Consider the following 25030-nt stretch of genomic DNA (forward strand, 5'->3'; position numbering starts at 1 on the left):
GTTGACGTAGGGTTCGAAGCGGAAGCGATTCGCGGGCGCATCGAGAGCGCGCCCGGGTGAAGGCGCCGCGCAGGGGAGGCCCCGCGCGGCCATCTGGCGTTGCGGAACCTGGCTTGTTTCCCGCCATTTACGTCACCGAAACCCCTCATCCAGTGTGACTTACGCGACGGATGACGGGCCCGGTCTGCACCTGACGGCGATGGAGGCGTAGCCTTTATTTCCGCTGTCCATCACCTTGTGAAGCGGAAGAGGGCGGTTACCGCCGTGTCGCCACAGTCCCCCAGTAACTCGAGCATCTCGACCGACCAAGACGGGCAGGGCAAGGACCCTGCCGTCGCCTTCGGTCCCAATGAGTGGCTCGTCGACGAGATCTATCAGCAGTACCTCCAGGACCCGAATTCGGTTGACCGAGCCTGGTGGGACTTCTTCGCCGACTACAAGCCGGGAGTAGCGGCGGCCACCGCCGCGGCCCCGGTGAAGCCGGCGGGTGACGCGGCCGCGGGGGCCGCGGCCACCACCACTCCCGCCACGCCCGCCGCTCCGGCACCCGTGGCTCCCGCCGCGCCTGCCGCGCCCGCAGCCCCCGCTGCGAAGCCCGCGGCAGCGGCCCCGGCAGGGGGCGGCACCGCACAGGCCGCCCCCGCCGCGGCGCCCGCGAAGGCCGCCGTCGCGAAGCCCGCGGCCACCAAGGCCGCGCCCGCGACCGAGGCTCCGGCCGGTCCCGAGTACACGACGCTGCGCGGCCCCGCCGCCGCCGTCGCGAAGAACATGAACGCCTCGATCGAGGTCCCGACGGCGACGTCGGTCCGCGCGGTCCCGGTGAAGCTGCTCTTCGACAACCGCATCGTCATCAACAACCACCTCAAGCGCGCCCGCGGCGGGAAGATCTCCTTCACGCACCTCATCGGGTACGCGATGGTGCAGGCCATCAAGGCCATGCCGTCGATGAACTACTCCTTCACGGAGAAGGACGGCAAGCCCACCCTGGTCAAGCCGGAGCACATCAACTTCGGCCTCGCCATCGACCTGGTGAAGCCCAACGGCGACCGCCAGCTCGTGGTCGCGGGCATCAAGAAGGCCGAGACCCTGAACTTCTTCGAGTTCTGGCAGGCCTACGAGGACATCGTCCGGCGCGCCCGCGACGGCAAGCTCGGCATGGACGACTTCACCGGTGTGACGGTCTCCCTGACCAACCCCGGCGGCCTCGGCACCGTCCACTCGGTCCCGCGTCTGATGCCCGGCCAGTCGGTCATCATGGGCGTCGGCTCCATGGACTACCCCGCGGAGTTCCAGGGCACCTCCCAGGACACCCTGAACAAGCTCGGCATCTCGAAGGTCATGACGCTCACGTCGACCTACGACCACCGGGTCATCCAGGGCGCCGCCTCCGGCGAGTTCCTGCGGATCGTCGCGAACCTGCTCCTGGGCGAGCAGGACTTCTACGACGAGATCTTCAAGGCGCTGCGCATCCCCTACGAGCCGGTCCGCTGGCTCAAGGACATCGACGCCTCGCACGACGACGACGTCACGAAGGCCGCCCGCGTCTTCGAGCTGATCCACTCCTACCGCGTCCGCGGCCACGTCATGGCCGACACGGACCCGCTGGAGTACAAGCAGCGCAAGCACCCCGACCTGGACATCACCGAGCACGGCCTCACCCTGTGGGACCTGGAGCGGGAGTTCGCGGTCGGCGGCTTCGCCGGCAAGTCGATGATGAAGCTGCGCGACGTCCTCGGCGTCCTGCGCGACTCGTACTGCCGCACCACCGGCATCGAGTTCATGCACATCCAGGACCCGAAGCAGCGCAAGTGGCTCCAGGACCGCATCGAGCGCACCCACGCCACGAAGCCCGAGCGCGAGGAGCAGCTGCGCATCCTGCGCAGGCTGAACGCCGCCGAGGCCTTCGAGACGTTCCTCCAGACGAAGTACGTCGGGCAGAAGCGCTTCTCCCTGGAGGGCGGCGAGTCCGTCATCCCGCTGCTCGACGCCGTCATCGACAGCGCCGCGGAGTCCCGCCTGGACGAGGTCGTCATCGGCATGGCCCACCGCGGCCGCCTGAACGTCCTCGCGAACATCGTGGGCAAGTCGTACGCCCAGATCTTCCGCGAGTTCGAGGGCAACATGGACCCCAAGTCCATGCACGGCTCCGGCGACGTGAAGTACCACCTGGGCGCCGAGGGCACCTTCACCGGCCTGGACGGCGAGCAGATCAAGGTCTCGCTCGCGGCCAACCCGTCCCACCTGGAGACGGTCGACCCGGTCATCGAGGGCATCACCCGCGCCAAGCAGGACATCATCAACAAGGGCGGCACGGACTTCACGGTCCTGCCCGTCGCCCTGCACGGTGACGCGGCCTTCGCGGGCCAGGGTGTGGTCGCCGAGACGCTCAACATGTCGCAGCTGCGCGGCTACCGCACGGGCGGCACGGTCCACATCGTCATCAACAACCAGGTCGGCTTCACCGCCGCCCCGGAGTCGTCGCGTTCTTCCATGTACGCCACGGACGTGGCCCGCATGATCGAGGCGCCGATCTTCCACGTGAACGGCGACGACCCCGAGGCCGTCGTCCGCGTCGCGCGGCTCGCGTTCGAGTTCCGTCAGGCGTTCAACAAGGACGTCGTGATCGACCTCATCTGCTACCGCCGCCGCGGTCACAACGAGTCGGACAACCCGGCGTTCACGCAGCCGCTGATGTACGACCTGATCGACAAGAAGCGCTCGGTGCGCAAGCTCTACACCGAGTCCCTCATCGGTCGCGGCGACATCACCCTGGAAGAGGCCGAGCAGGCGCTGCAGGACTTCCAGGGCCAGCTGGAGAAGGTCTTCACGGAGGTCCGCGAGGCCATCTCGCAGCCCGCCGAGGCCCATGTGCCGGAGCCGCAGGCCGAGTTCCCGGTCAACGTGGACACGGCGATCTCCCAGGAGGTCGTCAAGCGGATCGCCGAGTCGCAGGTCAACATCCCCGACCGGGTCACCGTCCACCCGCGTCTGCTGCCGCAGCTGCAGCGCCGCGCGACGATGGTCGAAGAGGGCACGATCGACTGGGGCATGGGCGAGACCCTCGCCATCGGCTCGCTGCTCCTGGAAGGCACCCCGGTCCGCCTGTCGGGCCAGGACTCCCGTCGCGGCACGTTCGGTCAGCGCCACGCGGTGCTCATCGACCGTGAGACGGGCGAGGACTTCACGCCGCTCCTGTACCTCTCCGAGGACCAGGCGCGCTACAACGTGTACGACTCGCTGCTGTCCGAGTACGCGGTGATGGGCTTCGAGTACGGCTACTCGCTGGCCCGCCCCGAGTCCCTCGTGATGTGGGAAGCGCAGTTCGGTGACTTCGTCAACGGCGCGCAGACGGTGGTGGACGAGTACATCTCGGCCGCCGAGCAGAAGTGGAACCAGCACTCCGGCGTCACACTGCTGCTGCCGCACGGCTACGAGGGCCAGGGCCCGGACCACTCGTCCGCCCGCATCGAGCGCTTCCTCCAGCTGTGCGCGCAGAACAACATGACGGTCGCGATGCCGACCCTGCCGTCGAACTACTTCCACCTCCTGCGGTGGCAGGTGCACAACCCGCACCACAAGCCGCTGGTGGTCTTCACCCCGAAGTCGATGCTGCGCCTGAAGGCGGCGGCCTCGAAGACGGAGGAGTTCACGACGGGCGGCTTCCGCCCGGTCATCGGCGACGCGTCGGTCGACCCGGCGGCGGTCCGCAAGGTCGTCTTCTGCGCGGGCAAGCTGTACTACGACCTCGAGGCGGAGCGCCAGAAGCGCGGCGTCACGGACACGGCCATCATCCGCATCGAGCGCCTGTACCCGCTGCCGGGTGCCGAGCTCCAGGCGGAGATCGCCAAGTACCCGAACGCCGAGAAGTACCTGTGGGCGCAGGAGGAGCCGGCGAACCAGGGCGCGTGGCCCTTCATCGCCCTCAACCTGATCGACCACCTGGACCTGGCGGTCGGCGCGGACATCCCGCACGGCGAGCGTCTGCGCCGCATCTCGCGGCCGCACGGCTCGTCCCCGGCCGTGGGCTCGAAGAAGCGCCACGAGCAGGAGCAGGAGCAGCTGGTGCGCGAGGTGTTCGAGGCCTAGGTCTCGGCTGTCGTACGTGGGTGGGCCCGGCCCCGAGCGCTTGTCGCTCGGAGCCGGGCCCACCGGCGTACCGGCGTACCGGCGTACCGGCGTACCGGCCCGGCGTATCGGCCTGTCCTGATCGGCTTATCCTGGACGTCCTGAGCACATCGTCCGATTGCGGAGCCTGTCTTGTACTTCACCGACCGTGGCATCGAGGAGCTGGAGAAGCGGCGCGGCGAGGAGGAGGTCACCTTCGAGTGGCTCGCCGAGCAGCTCCGTACCTTCGTGGACCTCAACCCGGACTTCGAGGTCCCGGTCGAGCGGCTCGCGACGTGGCTGGCGCGGCTGGACGACGAGGACGAGGACGAGTAGGGCGCGCTACCCGATGAGCGCGGGGGCCAGCTCGCGCCACTGAGACAGCGGGAGTGCGCCCGGTTCACCGGTGAGCACCTGTACGCAGACGTGGTCCGCGCCCGCCGCGAAGTGTTCCTGCACGCGCGCGTGGAGGGCGTCGACGTCTCCGTGGGCGACGATCGCGTCGACGAGGCGGCGGCTCGGGCCGCCCGCGGTGTCCGCGTCACCGAACCCCATCCTCCGTACGTTCGCGGCCTGGTGCGGGGCGCTCTCGACGTACATCGCGACATGCCGGGTGGCCGTCTCGCGGGCCCGCTCCGGGTCCGTGTCCAGTACGACGGCCTGCTCGACCGCCAGGTAGGCGTCCGGGCCCATGATCTTGCGGGCGAGCGCGGTGTGCCCGACGGTCACGAAGTACGTGTGGGCCCCATGGGTACGTTCCGCCGCGAGGCCCAGCATCTTCGGGCCCAGCGCGGCGAGTACGCGGTGCGGGGCCGGGTCGGGGACCGGTCCGTGTGCGGGGGCGGCGTCCATGGCGTCCAGGTAGCGGCGCATGGTCGTCAGGGCCTTGCCGCGGGTGGGGACGGGGAAGCCGTCCACTTCGGGGACGGTCTCGTCGACCCGGTGGCCGCCGAGGCCGAGCAGATAGCGGCCGGGGTGGGCCTCTCCCAGGGTGCGCTCCGCCATCGCCATGGCCATGGGTTCCCTGTACGCGATGTTGGCGATGCCGGACGCGACGACGAGCCGCCGGGTCGCCCCGAGGAGCAGCCAGGCATGCCCTACGGAGTCGCGTCCGAACGCCTCGCCGTACCAGAGCGCCCCGTATCCCAACTCCTCGATCTCCGCCGCGCTTCACGCACGCGCCCGGCCGGCTGCCCCTCGAAGTCGAAGGTCCAGATCCCCACACGCCCCGGCGAACCGCCCATGCCGCACTCCCCTGTGTCACATCACCCCGTTCCGGAGAACCTCTCCGGATGACCATGGCTACGATACGGAGAAGTTCTCCGGATGGCCACCCCGCCCGGGGTGCTGCGCGAGAAGGAGAGGATGGGGCCATGGCCGACGACACCAAGGAACGCGGGACGACCACCAGGCAGCCCCGCGCGGACGCGCTGCGCAACCGCGAGCGGATCGTGGCGGCCGCGCGGGAGGCGTACGCGGAGGCGGGCCCCGAGGCGTCCCTGAACGAGATCGCCCGCCGCGCGGGGGTGGGCCCCGGCACGCTCTACCGGCATTTCCCGCACCGCGCGGCGCTGCTGACGGCCGTACTGGAGGACCGCGTCGACGCGCTGTGCGCACGCGCGGCCGCGCTGGCCGCCGCCCCCGCGGACGAGGCCCTGGACACCTGGCTCCGCGCTTTCCTCGACCACGCGCGCGTGAACCAGGGCCTGGGCGGCACGCTGATGCTGGAGGAGCTGGAGGCCGCGCACTCCCTCGACCCGGACTGCCACCAGCGCATCCACGAAGCGGCCGCCGCACTGCTGACCCGCGCGCAACGGGAGGGCACGGCCCGTGCTGACCTGCTGCCGGCCGACATGGTCCAACTAGTGGTGGGAATCGCCCTGTCGACCCCGGCCACCACAACAGATCCCGGCCAGCCGGGGCGTTTGCTGGGGCTGGCGCTGGATGGGATTCACGGGGGGGATTGAGGGGCGAGACACCCGCTGATCACTGCCGCACACCGGGGGCGTCACCTGACGCCGGCCAGATGCACCCGACCGCCGGGGTGCCGCGTGTGAACGGCGGGGACCGCCCAGCCAGGGGCCGCCGCCCTGACGTGCGCCACACGCGCCCGCCCGCCAAGGCCCCGCGCGCGACGGCGGGAAGTTCCGCCGCCGGCCCTCAGCTCCGCCAAGACCCGGCGTCGGCCGCCCGCACTCTGTCGTACGCGAAACCCAGCGCCCCGTGCACCAGGAGCAGTGCACCCGCCACCGCCCAGCCGCCGCTGCGGCGGTGCATGCCCCAGACCGCGAGGGGCAGGCCCGCGGCCAGCTGGGCCGCGGCCAGGGCTCGGGCCCGGGGGCCGCGCAGCCAGGGGCCCAGGCTGCCGCGCTCCACGACGTCCAGTTCGGCGCGGACCGCGTCCCGCCAACCGGACCACTCGACCTGCCGCACCCCCGGCAGCACCCGCGCCACCGCCCGCAGCCGGTCGGCGGGCTCTCCGGGGCCCAGGCCCGCGGGCAGCGACACCCCCGCCCGCGTCAGGACGGCGAGCAGCCCGAGGAGCCGCGCCCTCGCGTCCGCCTCCGTGTCGGGGCGGCCCAGGACCTCCAGCGCCTGCATGTCCAGGACGGGGTCGAGCCCCAGGCGTGCGGCGAAGGTCCGCATCGCCTCGTCCTCGCCGACGGGCGTCCCGTTCGCCAGCCAGACGTACCCGACCGTGCGCCGGAAACCCGCCGCGAGCGTGTATCCGGAGCGGTCGGAGTCCCACCACAGGGCGAGCACCGGCCACGGCGCCCCTACGGCGAGCGCGGTCGCCCACCCCGTGAGCACCCGGTCCACCGGCTCCTCGCCGTGCGCCCAGGGCTTACCCTCGGGCACGAGGACGCTCCACCTGTGCCCCGCCGGAGCGAGCAGCATCCGCTCGCGGAGCAGCCGGGCGGCGGGTCCGACCGCGTCGGGTTCGGCCCGGCAGAGCAACAGCGCACCTGCTTCGGCACGCTCGGAGGCATCGGACGACATGGCCCCACGCTAGGCCAAACCACCGCATTCAGCGCAGACAGCGCAGAACGTCACTCCCGGCGGCCGGCTCCCGGGCTCCACCCCGGCGGCCGATGTCGCGACCGGTCTTGACTTTCCCCATCCGCGATATATCGTGTATTGCAGATACGCGATATGGCGTGTCCTGTCCGGGGTCCGCGAGCCGCACGGCCCGCCCGCCCCCGGCTCGCCCGAGGAGGTCAGCCCGATGTCGAAGTGGTCCGTCACCGAGCCCCGGCGGCTCTCGTTCGACGCCCCTGTGACCACGGTGCAGGTGCGCGTCGGCGACGGAGCGGTGAACGTGGTGGGCACGGACGAGGATTCCGTCCGGCTCGACGTCTCCGAGCTGGAGGGCTCCCCGCTGACCGTCACCCAGACGGGCGGCACCGTCTGCATCGCGTACGACGACTGGCCCTGGAAGGGCTTCCTCAAGCGGTTCGACCGCAAGGGCCGGCAGCAGTGGCTGCGCCGAGCCGTGATCTCCCTGACCGTCCCCGCCGGCGCCCGCGTAGAGGTGGGCTCCGTCGGCGCGACCACGGTCGTCACGGGCATCGAGGGACCCACGGAGGTCAAGGGCGTCACGGGCGACACGACCCTGGTCGGCCTCACGGGCCCGGTGGCCGCCGAGACGGTCTCGGGGAACGTGGAGGCGCAGGGCATCACCGGCGACCTGCGGTTCACCTCGATCTCCGGCGACCTCACGGTCTTCGAGGGCGCGGGCTCCTCCGTTCGGGCGGATTCGGTGAGCGGCTCGCTGATGGTGGACATCGATCCGGTGGGCGCCCCGGCCGACATCGGCCTGACGAACGTGTCGGGCGAGGTGGCGGTCCGGCTGCCCCATCCGGCGGACGCGGACGTGGAGGTGAACACCACGGGCGGCTCGGTGTCCAACGCGTTCGAGGGGCTGGCGGTCAGCGACATGTGGGGCGCGAAGAGGGTCAGCGGCCGGCTCGGCTCGGGACGCGGCGACCTGAAGGTGACGACGGTGACGGGGGCGGTCGCGCTGCTGCGCAAGTCGCCGACAGAGGAAGATCCTTACGACGAGGTCCCACCGACCACGCCTCCGGCCGAGAAGAAGGTGTTCTGAAATGCCCCCCGTGTTCGCCCACGGGCGACTGCGCCTGTACCTGCTCAAACTCCTCGACGAGGCCCCACGCCACGGCTACGAGGTCATCCGCCTCCTGGAGGAGCGCTTCCAGGGTCTCTACGCCCCTTCGGCGGGCACGGTCTACCCGCGCCTGGCGAAGCTGGAGGCCGAGGGCCTGGTCACCCACACCACGGAGGGCGGCCGCAAGGTCTACTCCATCACGGACGCGGGCCGTGCCGAACTGGCCGACCGCAGCGGTGAGCTGGCCGACCTGGAGCTGGAGATCCGCGAGTCGGTGGCGGAACTCGCCGCCGAGATCCGTGACGGCGTCCGGGGGGCGGTGGGCGACCTCCGCCGCGAGATGCGCGCGGCCACGAAAGAGGCGCGCGCGGCGGGCAGCGCGGCTGCCGGCAAGGCATTCCCCGACCCCGCCGATCTCCTCGGCGGCTCCTGGGGCGGCGGGGGCCAGGAGGAGTGGACCCAGGCCAAGGAGGAGTTCAAGCGCGCCAAGAAGGAGTGGAAGGACCAGACGCGCCGCGCGAAGGACGAGACCCGCCGGGCCCGCGAGGACGCCCAGCGCGCCCGCCGCCAGGCCCGTAACGCACAGGAGGAGGCCCTCGGCAAGGCCCAGGAGGAGCTGCAGCGCATGGCGCGGCTAGTCCAGGACCAGGTCCAGGGTCACTTCGCGCAGGGCGACTGGCCGAAGGAGGTCCGCGAGAGCCTGTCCGAACTGGCCGACCAGTTCGGCTCGTTCGGCGTGGATCTCGGCCAGGCCTTCGGCAAGGGGAAGCCGGACGCCTGCGAGGACACCCCCGAGGACGCCCGGACCGGTGCCGAAGAGCCCAAGTTCAGCGCGGGGCACGAGGACGAGATCCCGGTCGAGTACGTCCCCGACTGGGCCCAGGAGGACTCGACGGGCAACCCGGCCCGCGACCTGGACCGCCTCCTGGACCGCTTCCGCGACGACATCCGCGACGCGGCACGGGACCAGGGCGTGACGGAGGATCAACTCCGCGAGGCCCGCTCCCACTTGTCGGCGGCGGCGGCCCGGATCAACGCGGCGCTGCACGGGCCGCAGGGGTGAAAAGGGGGGCGCCCGGCGACTCCGGCCGCCCCGCCCCCCTGCCTCCCCTACTGCGCCCCCGACCCGAACAGCACCCTCTCCACCGACTCATGCGTGACGCCATGATCGGCGAGGACCTCGCCGACGGGGCCCGGGCGGACGGTGAGGGCCAGCAGGATGTGCTCGTCACCGATGGTGCGGGCGCGCCGGGCCGTGGCGATGCGCAGGGACTTCTCCAGGGTGTCCTTGGCCTCGCGGGTGAAGGGCCGGTGCCCGGCGAAGGCCCGCCTGACCCGGCCGCCGCCCCGGCCGCCCTTCCCGCCGCCGGCCAGCGCGCCGGCGCCATGCGCCTCCTCCACGCGGGAGACGATCGCGTCCACGTCGACGCCGAGCCCCGCCAGCGCCTCCGTGTCCGCCTGCGAGAGCCCGCCCCGGCGCCGGGTCTCGCCCAGCGCCCGCTCGATCGACTCCCGGCGACCCGCGGCCCCGAGCGAGGCCAGGGCGAAGGAGGCCCGGCTCGCCTCGCGGTCGAGCAGCGCGAGCAGCATGTGCCCGTCGTCGACGGAGTCGGCCTCCTCCCGCTCGGCGTGCTCGACCGCGCCCTCGACCACGGCCCGCGCGTCCTTGGTGAACCGCTCGAACATCACTGCCTCCCGTACTTCTTGTGCACGGCCTGCCTGCTCACTCCGAGCTCCGCGGCGATCTCCTGCCACGACCAGCCCTGCCGGCGCGCACTGCGCACCTGCACGGCCTCCAGCTGCTCCACCAGCTTCCGCAGCGCGGTGACGGCTCGCAGCCCGACTCGTGGATCACGGTCACCCGCGCGCTCGGCGAGATCCGTTGCTTCGGTCATGCATGTCAACTTACGTTGACAGGAGGAAAGTGTCAACCATGGTTGACATAGGCGGGCAGCAACAGGCGGGCGTCAAGGGAAGGCGACGGCCCTCACGCCTCCAGCACGATCTTCCCGAACTGCCCTCCCGACTCGATCCGCTCGAAGCCCTCCCGCGCCCGGTCCAGCGGCAGCACCTCGTCGATGACGGGCCGTACACCCGTGGCCGCGCAGAAGGCCAGCAGGTCCTCCAGCTCGTCCTTCGTCCCCATGGTCGAGCCCACGATCTTCAGCTCCAGGAAGAAGACCCGCGTCAGCTCGGCGTTCGAGGGGCGGTCACCGCTCGTCGCGCCGGAGATCACCAGCGTGCCGCCCGGCTTCAGGGACTTGACCGAGTGCGACCACGTCGCCGCGCCCACCGTCTCGATGACGGCGTCGACCCGCTCCGGCAGCCGCGCCCCGGACTCGACGGCCTCCACCGCGCCCAGCTCCAGGGCCCGCTTCCGCTTGGCCTCGTCCCTGCTGGTCGCGTAGACGCGGAGCCCCGCCGCCTTGCCGAGCACGATCGCGGCCGTGGCGACCCCGCCGCCGGCGCCCTGCACGAGGACCGAATCGCCGGGACGCACCCCGGCGTTGGTGAAGAGCATGCGGTACGCGGTGAGCCAGGCGGTCGGCAGACAGGCCGCCTCGGCGAACGACAGCTGCTTCGGCTTGGGCAGCAGATTCCAGGTCGGCACGGAGACCTGCTCGGCGAAGGTGCCCTGGTACTTCTCGGTGAGGATCGAGCGGCCCTCGCGGGGGCCGACCCCGTGTCCGGTCTGCCCGATGACGGAGTGCAGGACGACCTCGTTGCCGTCCTCGTCGATCCCGGCGGCGTCACAGCCGAGGATCATCGGCAGCTTGTCCTCGGCGAGACCGACCCCGCGCAGGGACCACAGGTCGTGATGGTTGAGGGAGGCGGCCCTGACGTTCACGGTCGACCAGCCGGGGCGCGGATCGGGGGCGGGCCGCTCCCCCAACTCAAGGCCGTTCAGTGGCTGGTCACGGTCGATGCGGGCGGCGTAGGCGGCGAACATGGGGCCGACGATAGGCCGCGGGCACACCGGTGCGTAACCGGCTACGGCTGTGACACGCGCCGCGCCCCGTGCCGTACGCGAATACGTACGACACGGGGCGCGTGGTCACACTTCCGGCGCACCGCTCAGCGGCGCGCGACACCCTCCGCGCGGGCAGCCGCGGCGACCGCCGCGGTGACCGCGGGGGCGACCCGCTCGTCGAACGGCGAGGGGATCACGTACGCGGCGGAGAGCTCGTCGCCCACGACGTCGGCCAGCGCGTCCGCCGCGGCGATCTTCATGCCCTCGGTGATCCGCGAGGCCCGCACCTGGAGCGCACCGGCGAAGATGCCGGGGAAGGCGAGGACGTTGTTGATCTGGTTCGGGTAGTCCGAGCGCCCGGTCGCGACGACGGCCGCGTACTTGTGGGCGACGTCCGGGTGGACCTCGGGGTTCGGGTTGGCCATGGCGAACACGAACGCGTCCTTCGCCATCGAGGCGACGGCCGGCTCCGGAACCGTGCCGCCCGAGACGCCGATGAACACATCGGCACCCGCGAGCGCGCTCTCCAGGGAGCCGCTGAGGCCGGCCTTGTTGGTGATCTCCGCCAGCTCGCGCTTGACCGGGGTGAGGTCCTCCCGGTCCCGGCTCACGACGCCCTTGCGGTCCGCGACCGCCACATCGCCGATGCCCGCCTCGAGCAGGAACTTGGCGATGGCGACACCGGCCGCGCCCGCACCGGAGATCACGGCGCGCAGATCACCGAGCGTGCGCCCGGTCAGCTTCGCCGCGTTCCGCAGGGCGGCCAGCGTCACGACGGCCGTACCGTGCTGGTCGTCGTGGAAAACGGGAATGTCGAGCCGCTCCTGGAGCTTGCGCTCGATCTCGAAGCAGCGCGGAGCCGAGATGTCCTCGAGGTTCACACCACCGAAGGACGGCGCGAGCCGGACCACGGTCTCGACGATCTCGTCCGTGTCGGTCGTCGCGAGCGCGATCGGGACCGCGTCGACGCCACCGAACTGCTTGAAGAGAATGGCCTTGCCCTCCATCACCGGGAGGGAGGCCTCGGGACCGATGTCACCGAGCCCGAGCACGGCCGTGCCGTCGGTCACGACGGCCACCACGTTCGACTTCCATGTGTAGTCGTTCACCAGCTCCGGCTGCTCGGCGATCGCGGTGCACACTTTCGCGACGCCGGGCGTGTACGCCAGGGACAGGTCGTCCTTGTCCCGCACGGGCACGGTGGCCTGCACGGCCATCTTGCCGCCGCGGTGCAGCGCAAACGCCGGATCGAAGGGCTCTTCAGCGCCTTCGTGACCCGTACTGCTGTCGCTGCGAGGATTGACGATCTCCGCTGCCACTTTTCTGACCCCTTAAGTCTTTAATCATCAGTTGAGGGTGTCCACTCCTGGTTGAGAAGTGGGCGGGCACCGCATCTGTTCCCTGCCTGTCGGCGGGGGGAGGTACAGACACGCGGGCGCGCCGCACACGCGCCCTGGGCCCCGGATGAGGGGTGTAACGCACCTTTCTACCTGACGCCCCTTGCCACGGGCGAGTGGGATTGGTTACCTCACACACGCGCGCACCTTGTGGTGATCCAACAAGTACGCGCAGATGCCCCTTGAGGGACGGACGGATGCCCCTTGCCCGAATTTCCCGAATGCGACATTTCATAGGTCCAGATGGCGAGATCCCGGGAAGATCTCAAATGGCGGGACATGGCTACCAGCCGGTACGACCCGGTTGTCCTGACCTGTTGAGGTTCGAAGCCTGCTCGTTATCCGATTTTGACATCTCGAGCACCCAGAATCGGACGGTCCGAATGGCAGGATGCCGTCATCACACGAGGTCGCGACACTCGAAGAGGTGTGCACGACCACTCGGCAACTCCCTCATCCGCCGGAGGACCCTCATGACCGCACGCCCCATTTGTCGCTCGACCACCGGTAGGTCCGTGAGGTCCCGGATGACCGCGGTCGGTGCGATCGCGGTCGCGGGCGCACTGCTGCTCACCGGCTGCGGTGACCAGACCGACTCCGGGAAGGCCAAGGACAGCACGAACGACGCCCCGCTCTTCGACAAGCTGCCGAAGAAGATCCAGGACAAGGGCGTCATCAACGTCGGTACGGACGCCCAGTACGCCCCCATGGAGTTCGAGGAGGGCGGCAAGATCGTCGGCATCGACCCCGACCTCGCGGCCGCCCTCGGCAAGCAGCTCGGCGTCGAGTTCAAGTTCACGTCCGGCACCTTCGACGGACTCATCAGCTCGCTGAACTCGGGCCGCCAGGACATCGTCATGTCCGCCATGTCGGACACCAAGAAGCGCCAGCAGGGCCTGGACGACAAGGGCAAGAAGGTCGGCTCGGGCGTCGACTTCGTCGACTACTTCATGTCGGGCGTCTCGCTCCTCGTGAAGAAGGGCAACCCCGAGGGCATCGAGTCCATGGACGACCTGTGCGGCAAGAAGGTCGCCGTGCAGCGCGGAACGATCTACGAGGACACGTTCAAGGCGCAGTCCGAGAAGTGCAAGAAGGACGGCAAGAAGGCCCTCGACATCGGCGCCTTCGAGAACGACGCCGAGGCCCAGACCCGGGTGAAGTCCGGCGGTGCGGTCGCCGACCTCAATGACTCCCCCGTCTCCCAGCACATCGCCAAGACGGCCGGCGGCGGCAAGGACTTCGAGGTCACGGGCGGCATCACCGACGCCGGCCCGTTCGGCATCGCCGTCACCAAGGAGAACACCGAGCTGCGTGACGCCCTCAAGGCCGCGCTCGACGCGATCATCAAGAACGGCGAGTACGACAAGGTCCTCGCCAAGTGGAAGGTCGAGGACAGCGCCGTCAAGAAGGCCACCATCAACGCCGGCAAGTGACCGTCGAGCACCATTGAAGGGCAGTCACTGTGACTGACAAGTTCGACAAGACGCCGAGCGACGACATCCCGCCGAAGGCGGAACCGGCCTCCGTGTCTGTCACCAAGACGACCACGCCGCCCGAGGCCATCCGGGCCATCCCGGTCCGCCACTACGGCCGCTGGGTCAGCGGCGTCGTGGTCATAGCTCTCCTCGGCATGCTGATCTACGCGTTCTCCCAGGGCAACGTGAAGTGGGACACCGTCGGAAGCATGATCTTCGACGACCGCATCGTGAAGGGCGCCGGACGCACCCTTCTGATCAGCGTCCTCTCGATGATCATCGGCCTGGTGCTCGGCCTTCTCTTCGCCGTCATGCGGATGTCGAAGAACCCGGTGACGAGCGGTGTCGCCTGGCTGTACATCTGGTTCTTCCGCGGCACCCCGGTCTACGTACAGCTGCTGCTGTGGTTCAACCTGGCGCTGATCTTCCCCGTCTTCAACATCCCGTTCATCTACAAGGACGAGATGACGGACGTCATGACGCCGTTCATGGTCGCCCTCCTCGGCCTCGGCCTCAACGAGGGCGCGTACATGGCGGAGATCGTCCGGGCCGGCATCCAGTCGGTCGACCACGGTCAGACCGAGGCGGCCCACGCGCTCGGCATGACCAGCACGAAGACCACCCGCAGGATCGTGCTGCCGCAGGCGATGCGCGTGATCATCCCGCCGACGGGCAACGAGTTCATCAACCTCCTGAAGACGTCCTCCCTCGTCACCGTGGTCACCTATGTGGATCTGCTGCGGGCGGCGACGGTGATCGGCTCGACGTCCTTCGCGGTCATGGAGATGCTCTTCGTCGCATCCGTCTGGTACCTCGCGATGACCAGCGTCTTCAGCGTCGGCCAGTACTACCTCGAACGACGTTACGCGAGGGGGTCGTTGCGGCAGCTCCCGGACACCCCCTGGCAGAAGGTGAAGGCGAACATGCTGTCTCTCGGCCGCCCGAAGGGAGGCGCAGCATGACCACCCCCATGGTGAAGGCCGAGGGCGTCCACAAGTCCTACGGTCACGTGGACGTGCTCAAGGGAATCGACCTGGAGGTCGCGCCCCGCGAGGTGTTCTGCCTCGTCGGCCCGTCCGGCTCCGGCAAGTCGACCTTCCTGCGCTGCATCAACCACCTGGAGCAGATCAACGCCGGACGGCTCTACGTCGACGGCCAGCTGGTCGGCTACCGGCAGAAGGGCGACAAGCTCTACGAGCTCAAGGACAGCGAGGTCGCGCTGCAGCGCCGGGACATCGGCATGGTCTTCCAGCGCTTCAACCTGTTCCCGCACATGACGGCGCTGGAGAACGTCATGGAGGCGCCGATCCAGGTCAAGAAGGAGACCAAGGCGGTCGCGCGGGAGCGTGCCGAGCGGCTCCTGGACCGGGTGGGCCTCAGCGACAAGGCGAAGAACTACCCGTCGCAGCTCTCCGGCGGCCAGCAGCAGCGGGTGGCGATCGCCCGTGCCCTGGCCATGGAGCCGAAGCTGATGCTCTTCGACGAGCCGACGTCGGCGCTCGACCCTGAGCTGGTCGGCGAGGTCCTGGACGTGATGGGCGACCTCGCGGAGTCCGGCATGACGATGATCGTCGTCACGCACGAGATGGGCTTCGCGCGGGAGGTGGGCGACAACCTCGTCTTCATGGACGGCGGCGTGGTCGTCGAGTCCGGCCACCCCAGGGACGTACTGACGAACCCTCAGCACGAGCGCACCAAGGGGTTCCTCTCCAAGGTGCTCTAGGCCTCTGGCCCCTCCGGCTCCTCCAGGTCCTCTGACGCCGACACGCCGGCCTTGTATGGCCGGTGTATGGCGCCGTGTATGCGGAACGGCCCGATCATCGCTACGGCGGTGACCGGGCCGCTCTGTTTTCCCCCCACGGATCTCCCCCCACGGAGGACTACGTATGAGAAACATGCGGAAGGTGCTGGTGGTCCTGCCACTCGCGCTGGCCATCCAGTTCGGCTCGATGAGCCATGCCGGGGCGGTGACCAAGCACTGGACGAGCAAGAACTACTACTCCACCACCTCGGGCTACTCCAGCGCCCTGAAGCGGTGCGTCACCATCCACCTCACCGGCAAGATGGAGTACCGCTGGTGGCGGAAGGTTCCGCACTCCAACCGCAAGGACAAGTGGATCGATGCCGTGCGCCTGAAGAAGCCGCGCATGGGCATCGTCACCCGCACCAACTGCCACCGCAACGGCAGGCCGGCGAAGGTGACCAAGGCGTCGCTGTCGCAGCGGTTCTATGACTCGAAGTGCGAGCGGACCACCTCCGTCTCGGCCACCGTCCCCTTCGCCGTGGGCCTCTCGACCACGAAGAAGTGCGGCAAGTTCCGGGTCGCGAAGCGCTCGTCCTCGTACAGCAACAACAACTACCACTACTGGCAGAACAACAGCGGCCGGCCGGTCACCTTCAAGCCGGACGGTCTTGGCGTCAAGCCGTACAAGGGGCACCGGAGCGTCTGCGTGCGGGCCGACGCGATCGTCACCGTGTACAAGAAGAACGAGTCGGACTCGTTCGCCAGGCACAACAAGATCTGCGTGTCGGGGTTCGGCAAGTCGGAGAAGTAGGCCCGCCGCTCGGCCCCCCTCACCCGTCATGCGGGCGAGGACCTGACAAGTGGATCTCTGTCACCGACTTCTGAAGTTCCGTCACCGACTGCGGAAGTTCTGTCACTGACGCGTAATGAGGTCCGGCTCGGGCAACCGTTCGGCCCTGTCCCCCATCTTCAGCGTGAACCGAACGCTGATCATGGGGGACATTTAAGTGAGGTTCTTGTACCTGGGTCCGGCTCGCATAGAGGTCGAGTCGGACAGGCCGGCGGAATTCCGGCGCCGCAAACCGCAGTTGCTGCTCGCCGTCCTGTTGATGCGCCGCGAACGCGCCGTTCCCACCCGCGAACTCATCCAGGAGCTCTGGGGAGACGCCCCGCCGCCGTCCGCGCGGGCCAATCTGCACTCGTATCTGTCCAGCCTCCGCACCCTGCTCGCGGGCCCAGGCAGAGCACGGCTCAGCTCGGGGCCCGGCGGCTACAGCATCGACCTGCGCGGGGACGAACTCGACGTGGCGGAGTTCGAGCGGCTCACCGAGCGGGCCAGGACGGCCGCCCGCGAGGGCCGCCCCGACCGGGCCGCGGAGCTGTTCGCCGCGGCCCTCGACCTGTGGCGCGGCGACGCGTTCGCCAGCATGGAGTCGACCCGGCTGCTGCGGGCCGAGGCGGACCGCCTGGAGGAGCTGCGGCTCACCGTGCAGGACGAATGCATGGACGCCCGGCTCGCCGACGGGGCGCACACGCGGGTCGTCGGCGAGTTCCGGGAGCTGGTACGGGAGCAGCCCTTCCGTGAACACCGCTGGGGCAGGCTGATGTTGGCCCTGCACCGGTCGGGCCGCACGAAGGAGGCCCTGGACGCCTACCGTGCGCTGCACACGCTGCTCGACACCGAGCTCGGCATGCCGCCGGCCGCCGAGCTTCGCCGGCTGCACCAGGCCGTGCTCTCCAGAGACCCGGCGATAGCGGCCGGCTGAGGCGGCTTCAAACCCGCGCGGCCGGCTGAGCCGGCTTCAAACCCCCGCTGCCGCCTGAGGCCGCTTCAAACCCGCGCGGCCGGCTGGGGCTACTTGAGCCCCAGCACCATCGCGTCCGACGGCGAGGCCCACACCGTCCGGGCCTCGCCGAAGCCCGCCTCGCGCAGGGTGCGTGCGTGCCACTCCGGCGGCGGGGTGTCGCCGTCGGCGTGCTCGCCGTAGATCTCGAACCGCTTGGCGGTGGGCTCGGCGAGGACCGGGTCCTTGGCGGCCAGCTCCCACCACTCCTTCCAGTCCAGGGCGCCCGCGGCCTTGGCCGCGTCCATCCGGGCGTGCCGCTGGGCGCGGTCCGCGGCGTTCAGGCGGGGCGTAGCCGGGTCGGGCATGTGGTCGGCGTTCAGGAAGACGCCGCCGTCGCGGACGACACCCGCGAGCTGCCCGTACAGGGTGGTGAGCGGCTCGCTGTGCAGCCAGTGCAGGGCCGTGGCGGTCAGCACCGCGTCGTAGGAGTCATAGGGCAGCTGGGCCGTCCACTCGGGGTCCTTGAGGTCCGCGGTGACGAAGGTGACCCGGTCGTCCCCGGCGAAGGTGCCCTCGGCGATGGCGAGCAGCGCGGGGTCGAGGTCGACGCCGGTACTGACGGCGTTCGGGAACCTCTTGAGGAGCCGGTCCGTAATACTCCCCGTACCGCACGCGAGGTCGAGCACGCGCGGTTCGGCTCCGACGGTGGCCTCGACCATGTCGAGCATGACCCGGAACCGCTCCTCGCGGTCGGGCAGGTACCACTCCTGCTGCCGGTCCCAGCTGTCCTGCCAGGCACGCCAGTCGGTCGCGGGTGCGGTTTCCGTCATCAGAAGCCCTCCAGTACGCAATAACCAGTACGCCATACGCGCTCGACACGACCCACGTAATACCCTCTAACTACGCGCAGCCGTTACTAATGCACTCACGAAGATAGCCCGCCCCGGTAAGGACTACAAGTGGAACTGGCCTATTACTCGGACTACGCCGTACGCCTGGTCAACAGCGAGGAGCCGGGTCGCAACAAGGACGCGCTGACGTCGGTCGAGGCGGTCCGCGAACTCTTCGGGGGCCAGTCGCAGGCGGCCCGCCGCGCCACGGACTCCGACGTCACCCGCTTCCGCTCGGTGCGGGCCAGGCTCCGCGCGGTCTTCGAGGCGGCCGACGGCGGCGACGAGACGCTCGCCGTCGACCTGCTGAACTCGCTGCTCCTGGAGTTCCCGGTGAGCCCGCAGATCTCCGGGCACGACCACCAGGACGACGACGGGCGGCCGCTGTGGCACATGCACCTCGCGGACCACCCGTCCAACGCGACCGCCGGATACGCCGCGATCGCCGCGATGGGCCTCGCCTTCCACCTCACCGAGCACGGCGTGGACCGGCTCGGCCTGTGCGAGGCGGCGCCCTGCCGCAACGCCTATCTGGACACCTCGACCAACCGCTCCCGCCGCTACTGCTCGGACCGCTGCGCGACCCGCGCCAACGTCGCCGCCTACCGGGCCCGCAAGCGCCTGGAGACGGAACGGTCGGAGAGCACCGGCCGCGCCGCCGACACGGCCCAGCGCAGCAGCGCGAATGGGGAGCGCTGACCCGACCTGAACTGGGGCGGGCGGTAGCGGAACCACACCTTCCCCAGGACGAGTTCCTCGGGGACGGTGCCGTAGTCCGTGCTGTCCCCTCCCGCGTACGCGTTGTCGCCGAGCACCCACCAGCCGCCCTCGCGCCGCTCGGCGGCCCGCTTGACGACCAACAGGTCCTGCTGGAACGGATGGCGGAGCACGACGACATCACCCGCCCGGACCCGCGCGCCCCACTGCACCACCAGGCGGTCCCCGTGGTAGAGCGTGGGCACCATCGAGGGCCCCGTCACCTCGGCTCCACCCAACGGCAGGATGGCCCTTCTCCGTTCGCTCTCCTGCGACAGCTCCGGCATCACCGCACCTCCCCGGTCCTATCCTCCACGAGTCCCAGTCTGGCCCTGGACTTTTGTCCTAAGCCCATGGGGGCACTCGCGAAAACCCGTCTCTCACGGAGTAATGTCCCACCTGAGAAGACGATCACGAGGAAGGACAGCTACATGCTTTCCCGCCTGTTTGCCCCCAAGGTGAAGGTCAGCGCCCACTGCGACCTGCCCTGCGGCGTGTACGACCCGGCCCAGGCCCGCATCGAGGCGGAGTCGGTCAAGGCCACGCAGGAGAAGATGGCCGCCAACGACGACGCGCAGTTCCAGACGCGCGCCGTGCTCATCAAGGAGCAGCGCGCCGAGCTCGCCAAGCACCACGTCTCGGTGCTCTGGAGCGACTACTTCAAGCCCCCGCACTTCGAGAAGTACCCGGAGCTGCACCAGCTGGTCAACGACACCCTCAAGGCCCTCTCGGCCGCGAAGGCCTCGGCTGACCCGGCCACGGGCCAGAAGGCGCTGGACTACATCGCCCAGATCGACAAGATCTTCTGGGAGACCAAGAAGGCCTGACCCTCACCGGTCGACCTTTCCGGTACGGACGAAAGCACCCGGCATCCGCGCGGAGCCGGGTGCTTTCGGCATTTCCGTCACCCCTGGAGCGCCGCGAGACCCTTGCGCAGGTCATCGGCGTTCATCACCGGGTGGATCTCGATCTCCGCGCCGAGCTCGAAGAGCGGCTCGGCGATCGCCGGCATGTCCGAGCTGTCCTTCAGGTCGAAGACGAACGTGCAGGACCGGCCTCCGTTGCTGGGGCCGAAGTACGCGGCCTCGGGCTTGATCCGCTCCGTCATCTCCTGCACGAGCTTCGGCAAAGTACCGTTCTTGATCGCCTCGTTCCCGATCTGGGTGTCAAGACGCGCTCTCAGCATGACCCTCATCGCACTCACTCCTCTCTTCCAGGATCCCGCCGCACGCCCCGCCCCGCATCCGTGCTCGTCAGCGCGCGGGTCCGCAGGGCAAGCAGCGCGCCGGTGCGGAACGTGGCGTCCGATAGCCGCGCGCCGAACAGGTCGTCCAGCTGGCGGAGCCTGCCGCGCACGGTCTGCGGGTGGATGCCGAGGGCGTCGGCGACCTCGGGCGCGGTGCGGCCCCAGGACATGAGGAGCGCCTCCAGGGTCTCCGCGAGGCGCACCGCCTTGCCCGGCGGCAGCTGCCGCAGCGCGTCGGTGACCCGGTCCGCCATCAGCCGCCCGATGGGCGCGCCCGACAGGAGGTGTACGTCGAGCAGATGGTCGGCGGCCGTGAGCAGTTCGCCCCTGGGGGCGTCGAGCCTGCGCCGGTGCTTGAGGGCGAGCCGGGCGCAGTGCGAGGAGAGCCAGGCCTCGCCGAGGGCGACCGTGGGGCCGATCGCCGCCGCGTGCTCGCGCACGGCCGCCCGCAGCCGGTCGAGGCGGCCGCCGTCCGCCGGATCCGGGACGACGAGCAGCAGTTCGCCGCCCCTGGGCAGGATCAGTACGTCCTCGTCGAGACCGGCGGCGAGTACCTGACCGCCGCCGCCCGCCTGCCGCATCACCAGACAGGCCACCGTCTCCGGCAGCCGCCAGCGGGCCTGTTCGGCCAGGGCGGCGAGCGAGTCACTCCCCGGGCTGCCCGGGCTCCCCGACTCCCCCGGCCCCGCCGACTGCTCCAGGAGCCGCGAGGCCAGCGCCCTGCGGCTGCGCTGGGTCCGTCCGGTGGCGCGGGCCTGGGCGGCGGCGTGACCGCGTACCGCGAGATCGGACATCGCGGCGGTGTGCACGAGGACGGCCTCGGTGACGGCGAGGCCCGTCTCCGGCGGCAGCGCGGCCTCCTGCGCGAGCCGGACGTAGTGCCGGCAGGCGACGCGCGCGCCGGTGCGGTAGGCGGCCTGGATGCCGTCCGTGCCGCGGCCGTTGAGGAACTCCAGGCGGCCCAGGCGCTGAAAGAACAGCTCGTGGTGGCCCTGCGGGCTCTCCGGGTCGTCGACGAGCTCCACGAACTGGTGCATGGCGCGGTGCACCGCCGCCGTCACGTCGCGCCCCACGGCGGACCCGGTCGGCCGCTGGTAGGCGCGCACGTCCTGGCGGATCGCCGTGAGCATCTGGGCGGCGATCTCCTCGATCCGGGGCCGCAGTACGTCGGCGAAGGCCTCGGGGATCTCGTGCCACGGCGTACGGGAGAACGTCCCCATGGCGCTCCGCACAGTCCTGCCTCCCCGCCCGATCGGTTACCGAGCAGTAAGTCTGCGGGGGTGCGGGTGCCCCGGTCCACCCCTGTGCCGTGCGGCCGTGCCGAGGGCTCACGGGCGTGAGTGGCGAAGGCACGGAAGTGTCACGGGGGTTCACGGTTTCGGCGCCCGGCGGCCGTGCCCGTGGTGCGCGGCCCGGCGGCTGGACCAGCGTGTGCCGCCCGGCGATACGCGCCGGTAACCCCGAGCCCGACCCGTACGGAAGTGAAGGGTGAGAGCCGCATGTCCCGCAGCCGCAACTCCAGCGCCCCCGAGTCCCCCACGCGCCCCACGTCCCCCCGCCACAGGTCACGCCCGAAGCGCGCCCGCCTCGCCGCCCTCGCGGCCGGCGTCACCGCCGCCGTCAGCCTCGGCGCGTTCGGCGTCGTGTCGAACCACGCCACGGCGACCCCGTCCGGCGGACAGGACACCGCCGAGCGGACCGGCCCCCCGCAGCGGACCTTCGCCGACGCCACCGCCTACGCCCTCGCCCACCCGGCGGCCGTGCCCACCGGCGCCAACGACTGGGACTGCACCCCCAGCGCCGCGCACCCGCGCCCGGTCGTCCTGGTGCACGGCACCTTCGAGAACCGCTACATGAACTGGGCGGGCCTCGCCCCGAGGCTCAAGGACGCGGGCTACTGCGTCTACGCCCTCAACTACGGCGGCAAGGAGGGCGAACTCCTCCAGGGCACCGGCGACATCGCCGAGTCGGCGGCCGAGCTCTCCGCGTTCGTGGACCGGGTACGGGAGCGGTCCGGCGCCGCCGAGGTGGATCTGGTCGGCCACTCCCAGGGCGGCATGATGCCGCGCCACTACATCAAGCACCTCGGCGGCGCCGCCAAGGTCGACAAGCTGGTCGCCCTGGCGCCCAACAACCACGGCACCACGCTCTCCGGCATCGCCACCCTCGCCAAGGCGATACCCGGCTCCGAGGAGACGACCGGCGAGGCCTGCCCCGCCTGTATGCAGCAGACGAAGGGCTCTGACTTCATCACCGCGCTCAACGAGGGCGGCCAGACCGATCCGGCCGTCACCTACTCGGTCCTCGCGACCAGGACGGACTGGGTGGTCACCCCGTACACCTCGTCGTATCTGGCCGAGGCCGACAACGTCACCCAGAGCAAGCTCCAGGACCACTGCCCCCTGGAGCTGACCGAACACCTGGGCCTCAGCTACCAGAAGACCGCGACGCAGTTCGTCCTGAACGCCCTCGACCCGGCCCGCGCGCAGAAGCTCACCTGCTGATGCTCATCCGCTGAGGCCCTCCTGCTGACGCTGCGTCATTCCACGACCCGCAGCACGATCTTCCCCTGGATATGGCCGCGTTCGGCCCGAACGTGCGCCTCCGAAGCCGCGCTCAGCGGGAACACGCTGTCCACCCCCACCCTGACCCGCCCCGACTCCAGGAGGCCCCCCAGCTCGGCCAGTTGGGGCCCGGACGACCGCACCTGCCACCCCTGCACCGTGATACCGAGGGACGCCGCGCGCTCGGGGTCGTACTCGCCCAGGAAGACCGGGGCGATGTGCCCGCCGCGCCGCAGCACCGGCAGCAGACGGTGGCCGTCCGGGCCCCCGACCGCGTCGACGAGCAGATCCACTTCGCGTACGACGTCCTCGACGGGCGTCTTCGTGTAGTCGACGAAGGAGTCGACGCCGAGGTCCTTGAGGAACGCCTCGTGACGGCCCGACGCCACGCCGGTCACCCGCACCGCGCCCGCGACCCTGGCCAGTTGCACCGCGAAGTGGCCCACGCCGCCCGCCGCGCCGTTGACCAGGACGGTGGAGCCGCGCACCAGATCGCCGTACGCCGAAGGGATGTGCTCGAAGAGGAACTGGTACGCGGTGAGCCCCGCCAGCGGCGCGGCGGCGGCCGCCACATGGTCGAGCGAGGCCGGCTTGCGGGCCAGGTCCCCGGCGGGCGCGCTGACGTACTCGGCGTACGCCGACCCCGTGCCGGGGAAGGCGACCAGGCCGAACACCTCGTCGCCCGGCGCCCATTGGGCGACCCCGGCCCCCACGGCCACGACCACCCCCGAGACGTCGTAGCCCGGCGTGAACGGCAGCGGCCACACCGGGCGCAGCTCCCGCGCGATGTTCGTGAAGCCGCCGCGCGCGTACCAGTCCGCCGGATTGACGCCCGCCGCGTGCACACGGACCAGGACCTCGCCCGCCCCCGCGGAGGGGCGCGGCACCTCTTCGTACACCAAGCGCTCAGGACCGCCGTGCTCGTGCACACGGACGGCCCGCATCGTCTCTGTCCCCATGGCTGCCCCCTGAAGTCGACACCCGGTCGGCGGCGCTCCGGCACCGATGCGGAGCACCGCTCCGTTCAGTAAACGGAGAAGCGCTCCGCGGCACAACCGCGTCAGGCGGTGACCGTCGGCAGATCGAGGGCGCGCAGCCGCTCGGTGTCGGCGATGATGTTGAGCTCGACGATCTTCCCGTTCGTGACGGTGAACTCCATGACCGAGACGATCTGCCCGTCCGGCACACCGACCGCGCCGAGCCTGCCGTTGACGAGCACGAGCGCGACCGGCGGGGCACCCTTCGAGAACATCCTCGCCTGACCGGCGACCACCGTCGCGCCCCGCACCAACTTCGAGAGGCCGGAGGCCAGTTCGCCGGTGTCGGCGCGCAACACCACGTCCGGGTCGAGCAGTTCGAGCAGCGCGTCGAAGTCGCCGCCGCGCGCCGCCGCGAAGAACGCGCCGACGACCTCTCGCTGCCGGACCGGATCGTTGTCGGGCGTGGGCGCCGAGTCCTGCACCCGGCGCCGGGCCCGGCTGGCCAGCTGGCGGGTCGCGGCGGTGGAGCGCTCGACGACGGGGGCGATCTCGTCGAAGGGCACGGCGAACATGTCGTGCAGCACGAAGGCGAGCCGCTCGGCCGGTGCGAGCGTCTCCAGTACGACGAGCAGGGCGAGGCCCACCGAGTCGGCGAGCAGCACCTCCTGCTCGGGGTCGACGACCTCGCCCCGGCTCACCACCGGGTCCGGCACATGGGTGTCCTGGGTGACCGAGAGGGACTCCTCACGCCGCGACTGGCGCGTGCGCAGCATGTCGAGGCAGATCCGGCCGACGACGGTCGTCAGCCAGCCCCCGAGGTTGCGGACGGCGTCGCTGTCCGAGCGGCTGAGCCGGATCCAGGACTCCTGGACGGCGTCTTCGGACTCGCTGAGCGAGCCGAGCATCCGGTAGGCGACGGCCTTCAGATGCGGCCGGTGCTCCTCGAAGCGGGCCGCCAGGGCTTCGTTCTGGTCCATCCGTCACATTCCC

General features: G+C 70.4%; 24 protein-coding genes and 1 pseudogene. 13 read left to right on the forward strand and 12 right to left on the reverse strand.

Annotation, left to right across the window (positions count from 1 at the left end):
• Positions 1-264 precede the first annotated feature (264 nt).
• Together ACIBKX_RS19260 and ACIBKX_RS19265 are read left to right on the forward strand one after the other, a co-directional pair.
• On the forward strand, positions 265-4086 hold the full coding sequence (locus ACIBKX_RS19260) for a multifunctional oxoglutarate decarboxylase/oxoglutarate dehydrogenase thiamine pyrophosphate-binding subunit/dihydrolipoyllysine-residue succinyltransferase subunit (protein WP_363271481.1): 3822 nt from the start codon (positions 265-267) through the stop codon (positions 4084-4086).
• A 171-nt stretch (positions 4087-4257) separates the two neighbouring features.
• Positions 4258-4440: a DUF6104 family protein gene (locus ACIBKX_RS19265; protein ID WP_003961784.1), complete on the forward strand. Its 183-nt coding sequence runs from the start codon at positions 4258-4260 to the stop codon at positions 4438-4440.
• Positions 4441-4446: 6 nt separating this feature from the next.
• On the opposite strand, the pseudogene ACIBKX_RS19270 reads toward ACIBKX_RS19265, so the two are convergent.
• Positions 4447-5348, reverse strand: a pseudogene (locus ACIBKX_RS19270) (TIGR03620 family F420-dependent LLM class oxidoreductase).
• Between the two features lie 129 nt (positions 5349-5477).
• On the opposite strand from ACIBKX_RS19270, the gene ACIBKX_RS19275 reads away from it, so the two are divergent.
• Complete coding sequence (locus ACIBKX_RS19275; protein WP_363271482.1) at positions 5478-6071, forward strand: TetR/AcrR family transcriptional regulator; 594 nt, start codon at positions 5478-5480, stop codon at positions 6069-6071.
• Positions 6072-6264: 193 nt separating this feature from the next.
• On the opposite strand, the gene ACIBKX_RS19280 is transcribed toward ACIBKX_RS19275, so the two are convergent.
• The gene (locus tag ACIBKX_RS19280) at positions 6265-7104 is read right to left on the reverse strand and encodes a hypothetical protein (protein WP_363271483.1); all 840 of its coding nucleotides are present in this window, start codon (positions 7102-7104) and stop codon (positions 6265-6267) included.
• A gap of 226 nt (positions 7105-7330) precedes the next feature.
• Here ACIBKX_RS19280 and ACIBKX_RS19285 point away from each other — a divergent pair, with 226 nt between their 5' ends.
• Both ACIBKX_RS19285 and ACIBKX_RS19290 read left to right on the forward strand, forming a co-directional pair.
• Positions 7331-8209 carry a DUF4097 family beta strand repeat-containing protein gene (locus ACIBKX_RS19285; RefSeq protein ID WP_363271484.1) on the forward strand — a complete coding sequence of 293 codons (879 nt, stop codon included), beginning with the start codon at positions 7331-7333 and terminating at the stop codon, positions 8207-8209.
• 1 nt (position 8210) lies between these two features.
• Positions 8211-9293: a helix-turn-helix transcriptional regulator gene (locus ACIBKX_RS19290; RefSeq protein WP_363271485.1), complete on the forward strand. Its 1083-nt coding sequence runs from the start codon at positions 8211-8213 to the stop codon at positions 9291-9293.
• Positions 9294-9340: 47 nt separating this feature from the next.
• Here the strand turns inward: ACIBKX_RS19290 and ACIBKX_RS19295 are convergent, their stop codons facing one another.
• The 4 genes from ACIBKX_RS19295 to ACIBKX_RS19310 all read right to left on the reverse strand — a co-directional run bounded on the left by ACIBKX_RS19295 (position 9341) and on the right by ACIBKX_RS19310 (position 12520).
• Positions 9341-9916 (reverse strand): Clp protease N-terminal domain-containing protein, encoded by a 576-nt coding sequence (locus ACIBKX_RS19295; protein WP_363271486.1) that lies wholly within the window; start codon positions 9914-9916, stop codon positions 9341-9343.
• Positions 9916-10125 (reverse strand): helix-turn-helix domain-containing protein, encoded by a 210-nt coding sequence (locus ACIBKX_RS19300; RefSeq protein WP_135334012.1) that lies wholly within the window; start codon positions 10123-10125, stop codon positions 9916-9918. Before ACIBKX_RS19300 ends, ACIBKX_RS19295 begins: the two co-directional genes overlap by 1 nt.
• Positions 10126-10217: 92 nt before the next feature.
• Positions 10218-11180 carry a zinc-binding dehydrogenase gene (locus ACIBKX_RS19305; protein ID WP_363271487.1) on the reverse strand — a complete coding sequence of 321 codons (963 nt, stop codon included), beginning with the start codon at positions 11178-11180 and terminating at the stop codon, positions 10218-10220.
• A gap of 125 nt (positions 11181-11305) precedes the next feature.
• Positions 11306-12520, reverse strand: coding sequence for an NADP-dependent malic enzyme (locus ACIBKX_RS19310; protein WP_363271488.1), 1215 nt, complete (start codon positions 12518-12520; stop codon positions 11306-11308).
• A 551-nt stretch (positions 12521-13071) separates the two neighbouring features.
• On the opposite strand from ACIBKX_RS19310, the gene ACIBKX_RS19315 reads away from it, so the two are divergent.
• From ACIBKX_RS19315 to ACIBKX_RS19335, 5 genes are all read left to right on the forward strand, one after another.
• Positions 13072-14031 carry an ABC transporter substrate-binding protein gene (locus ACIBKX_RS19315; RefSeq protein ID WP_363271489.1) on the forward strand — a complete coding sequence of 320 codons (960 nt, stop codon included), beginning with the start codon at positions 13072-13074 and terminating at the stop codon, positions 14029-14031.
• Positions 14032-14060: 29 nt separating this feature from the next.
• On the forward strand, positions 14061-15035 hold the full coding sequence (locus ACIBKX_RS19320) for an amino acid ABC transporter permease (protein WP_363271490.1): 975 nt from the start codon (positions 14061-14063) through the stop codon (positions 15033-15035).
• Positions 15032-15796, forward strand: a complete 765-nt coding sequence (locus ACIBKX_RS19325; protein WP_363271491.1) for an amino acid ABC transporter ATP-binding protein — start codon at positions 15032-15034, stop codon at positions 15794-15796. The genes ACIBKX_RS19320 and ACIBKX_RS19325 overlap by 4 nt, the downstream gene beginning before the upstream one ends.
• A 163-nt stretch (positions 15797-15959) precedes the next feature.
• The gene (locus ACIBKX_RS19330) at positions 15960-16628 is read left to right on the forward strand and encodes a hypothetical protein (RefSeq protein ID WP_363271492.1); all 669 of its coding nucleotides are present in this window, start codon (positions 15960-15962) and stop codon (positions 16626-16628) included.
• A 196-nt stretch (positions 16629-16824) separates the two neighbouring features.
• Positions 16825-17583 (forward strand): AfsR/SARP family transcriptional regulator, encoded by a 759-nt coding sequence (locus ACIBKX_RS19335; protein ID WP_363271493.1) that lies wholly within the window; start codon positions 16825-16827, stop codon positions 17581-17583.
• An 89-nt stretch (positions 17584-17672) separates the two neighbouring features.
• Here ACIBKX_RS19335 and ACIBKX_RS19340 read toward each other — a convergent pair whose 3' ends face one another.
• A complete protein-coding gene (locus ACIBKX_RS19340) occupies positions 17673-18434 on the reverse strand; it encodes a class I SAM-dependent methyltransferase (protein ID WP_363271494.1) in 762 nt (253 codons plus the stop codon).
• 129 nt (positions 18435-18563) lie between these two features.
• Here ACIBKX_RS19340 and ACIBKX_RS19345 point away from each other — a divergent pair, with 129 nt between their 5' ends.
• Complete coding sequence (locus ACIBKX_RS19345; protein ID WP_363271495.1) at positions 18564-19193, forward strand: CGNR zinc finger domain-containing protein; 630 nt, start codon at positions 18564-18566, stop codon at positions 19191-19193.
• Here the strand turns inward: ACIBKX_RS19345 and sodX are convergent.
• Positions 19097-19537, reverse strand: coding sequence for a nickel-type superoxide dismutase maturation protease (gene sodX, locus ACIBKX_RS19350; RefSeq protein ID WP_363271496.1), 441 nt, complete (start codon positions 19535-19537; stop codon positions 19097-19099). The two genes, ACIBKX_RS19345 and sodX, sit on opposite strands and share 97 nt — an antisense overlap.
• A 144-nt stretch (positions 19538-19681) precedes the next feature.
• Here sodX and sodN point away from each other — a divergent pair, with 144 nt between their 5' ends.
• Positions 19682-20077, forward strand: a complete 396-nt coding sequence (sodN, locus tag ACIBKX_RS19355; RefSeq protein WP_363271497.1) for a superoxide dismutase, Ni — start codon at positions 19682-19684, stop codon at positions 20075-20077.
• 77 nt (positions 20078-20154) lie between these two features.
• Here the strand turns inward: sodN and ACIBKX_RS19360 are convergent, their stop codons facing one another.
• Entirely contained in the window at positions 20155-20445 is a 291-nt protein-coding gene (locus ACIBKX_RS19360; protein WP_363271498.1) for a hypothetical protein, read from the reverse strand.
• A 5-nt stretch (positions 20446-20450) separates the two neighbouring features.
• A complete protein-coding gene (locus ACIBKX_RS19365) occupies positions 20451-21716 on the reverse strand; it encodes a helix-turn-helix domain-containing protein (protein ID WP_363271499.1) in 1266 nt (421 codons plus the stop codon).
• A 279-nt stretch (positions 21717-21995) separates the two neighbouring features.
• Between ACIBKX_RS19365 and ACIBKX_RS19370 the strand changes: the two genes are divergently transcribed.
• Positions 21996-23000, forward strand: coding sequence for an alpha/beta fold hydrolase (locus ACIBKX_RS19370; RefSeq protein ID WP_363271500.1), 1005 nt, complete (start codon positions 21996-21998; stop codon positions 22998-23000).
• A gap of 35 nt (positions 23001-23035) precedes the next feature.
• Here ACIBKX_RS19370 and ACIBKX_RS19375 read toward each other — a convergent pair whose 3' ends face one another.
• A complete protein-coding gene (locus ACIBKX_RS19375) occupies positions 23036-24019 on the reverse strand; it encodes an NADP-dependent oxidoreductase (RefSeq protein ID WP_363271501.1) in 984 nt (327 codons plus the stop codon).
• 101 nt (positions 24020-24120) lie between these two features.
• Entirely contained in the window at positions 24121-25017 is an 897-nt protein-coding gene (locus tag ACIBKX_RS19380; RefSeq protein ID WP_363271502.1) for a sigma-70 family RNA polymerase sigma factor, read from the reverse strand.
• Positions 25018-25030 lie beyond the last annotated feature (13 nt).

Source organism: Streptomyces sp. NPDC050658 (genome assembly GCF_044457025.1).
Lineage (GTDB): Bacteria > Actinomycetota > Actinomycetes > Streptomycetales > Streptomycetaceae > Streptomyces.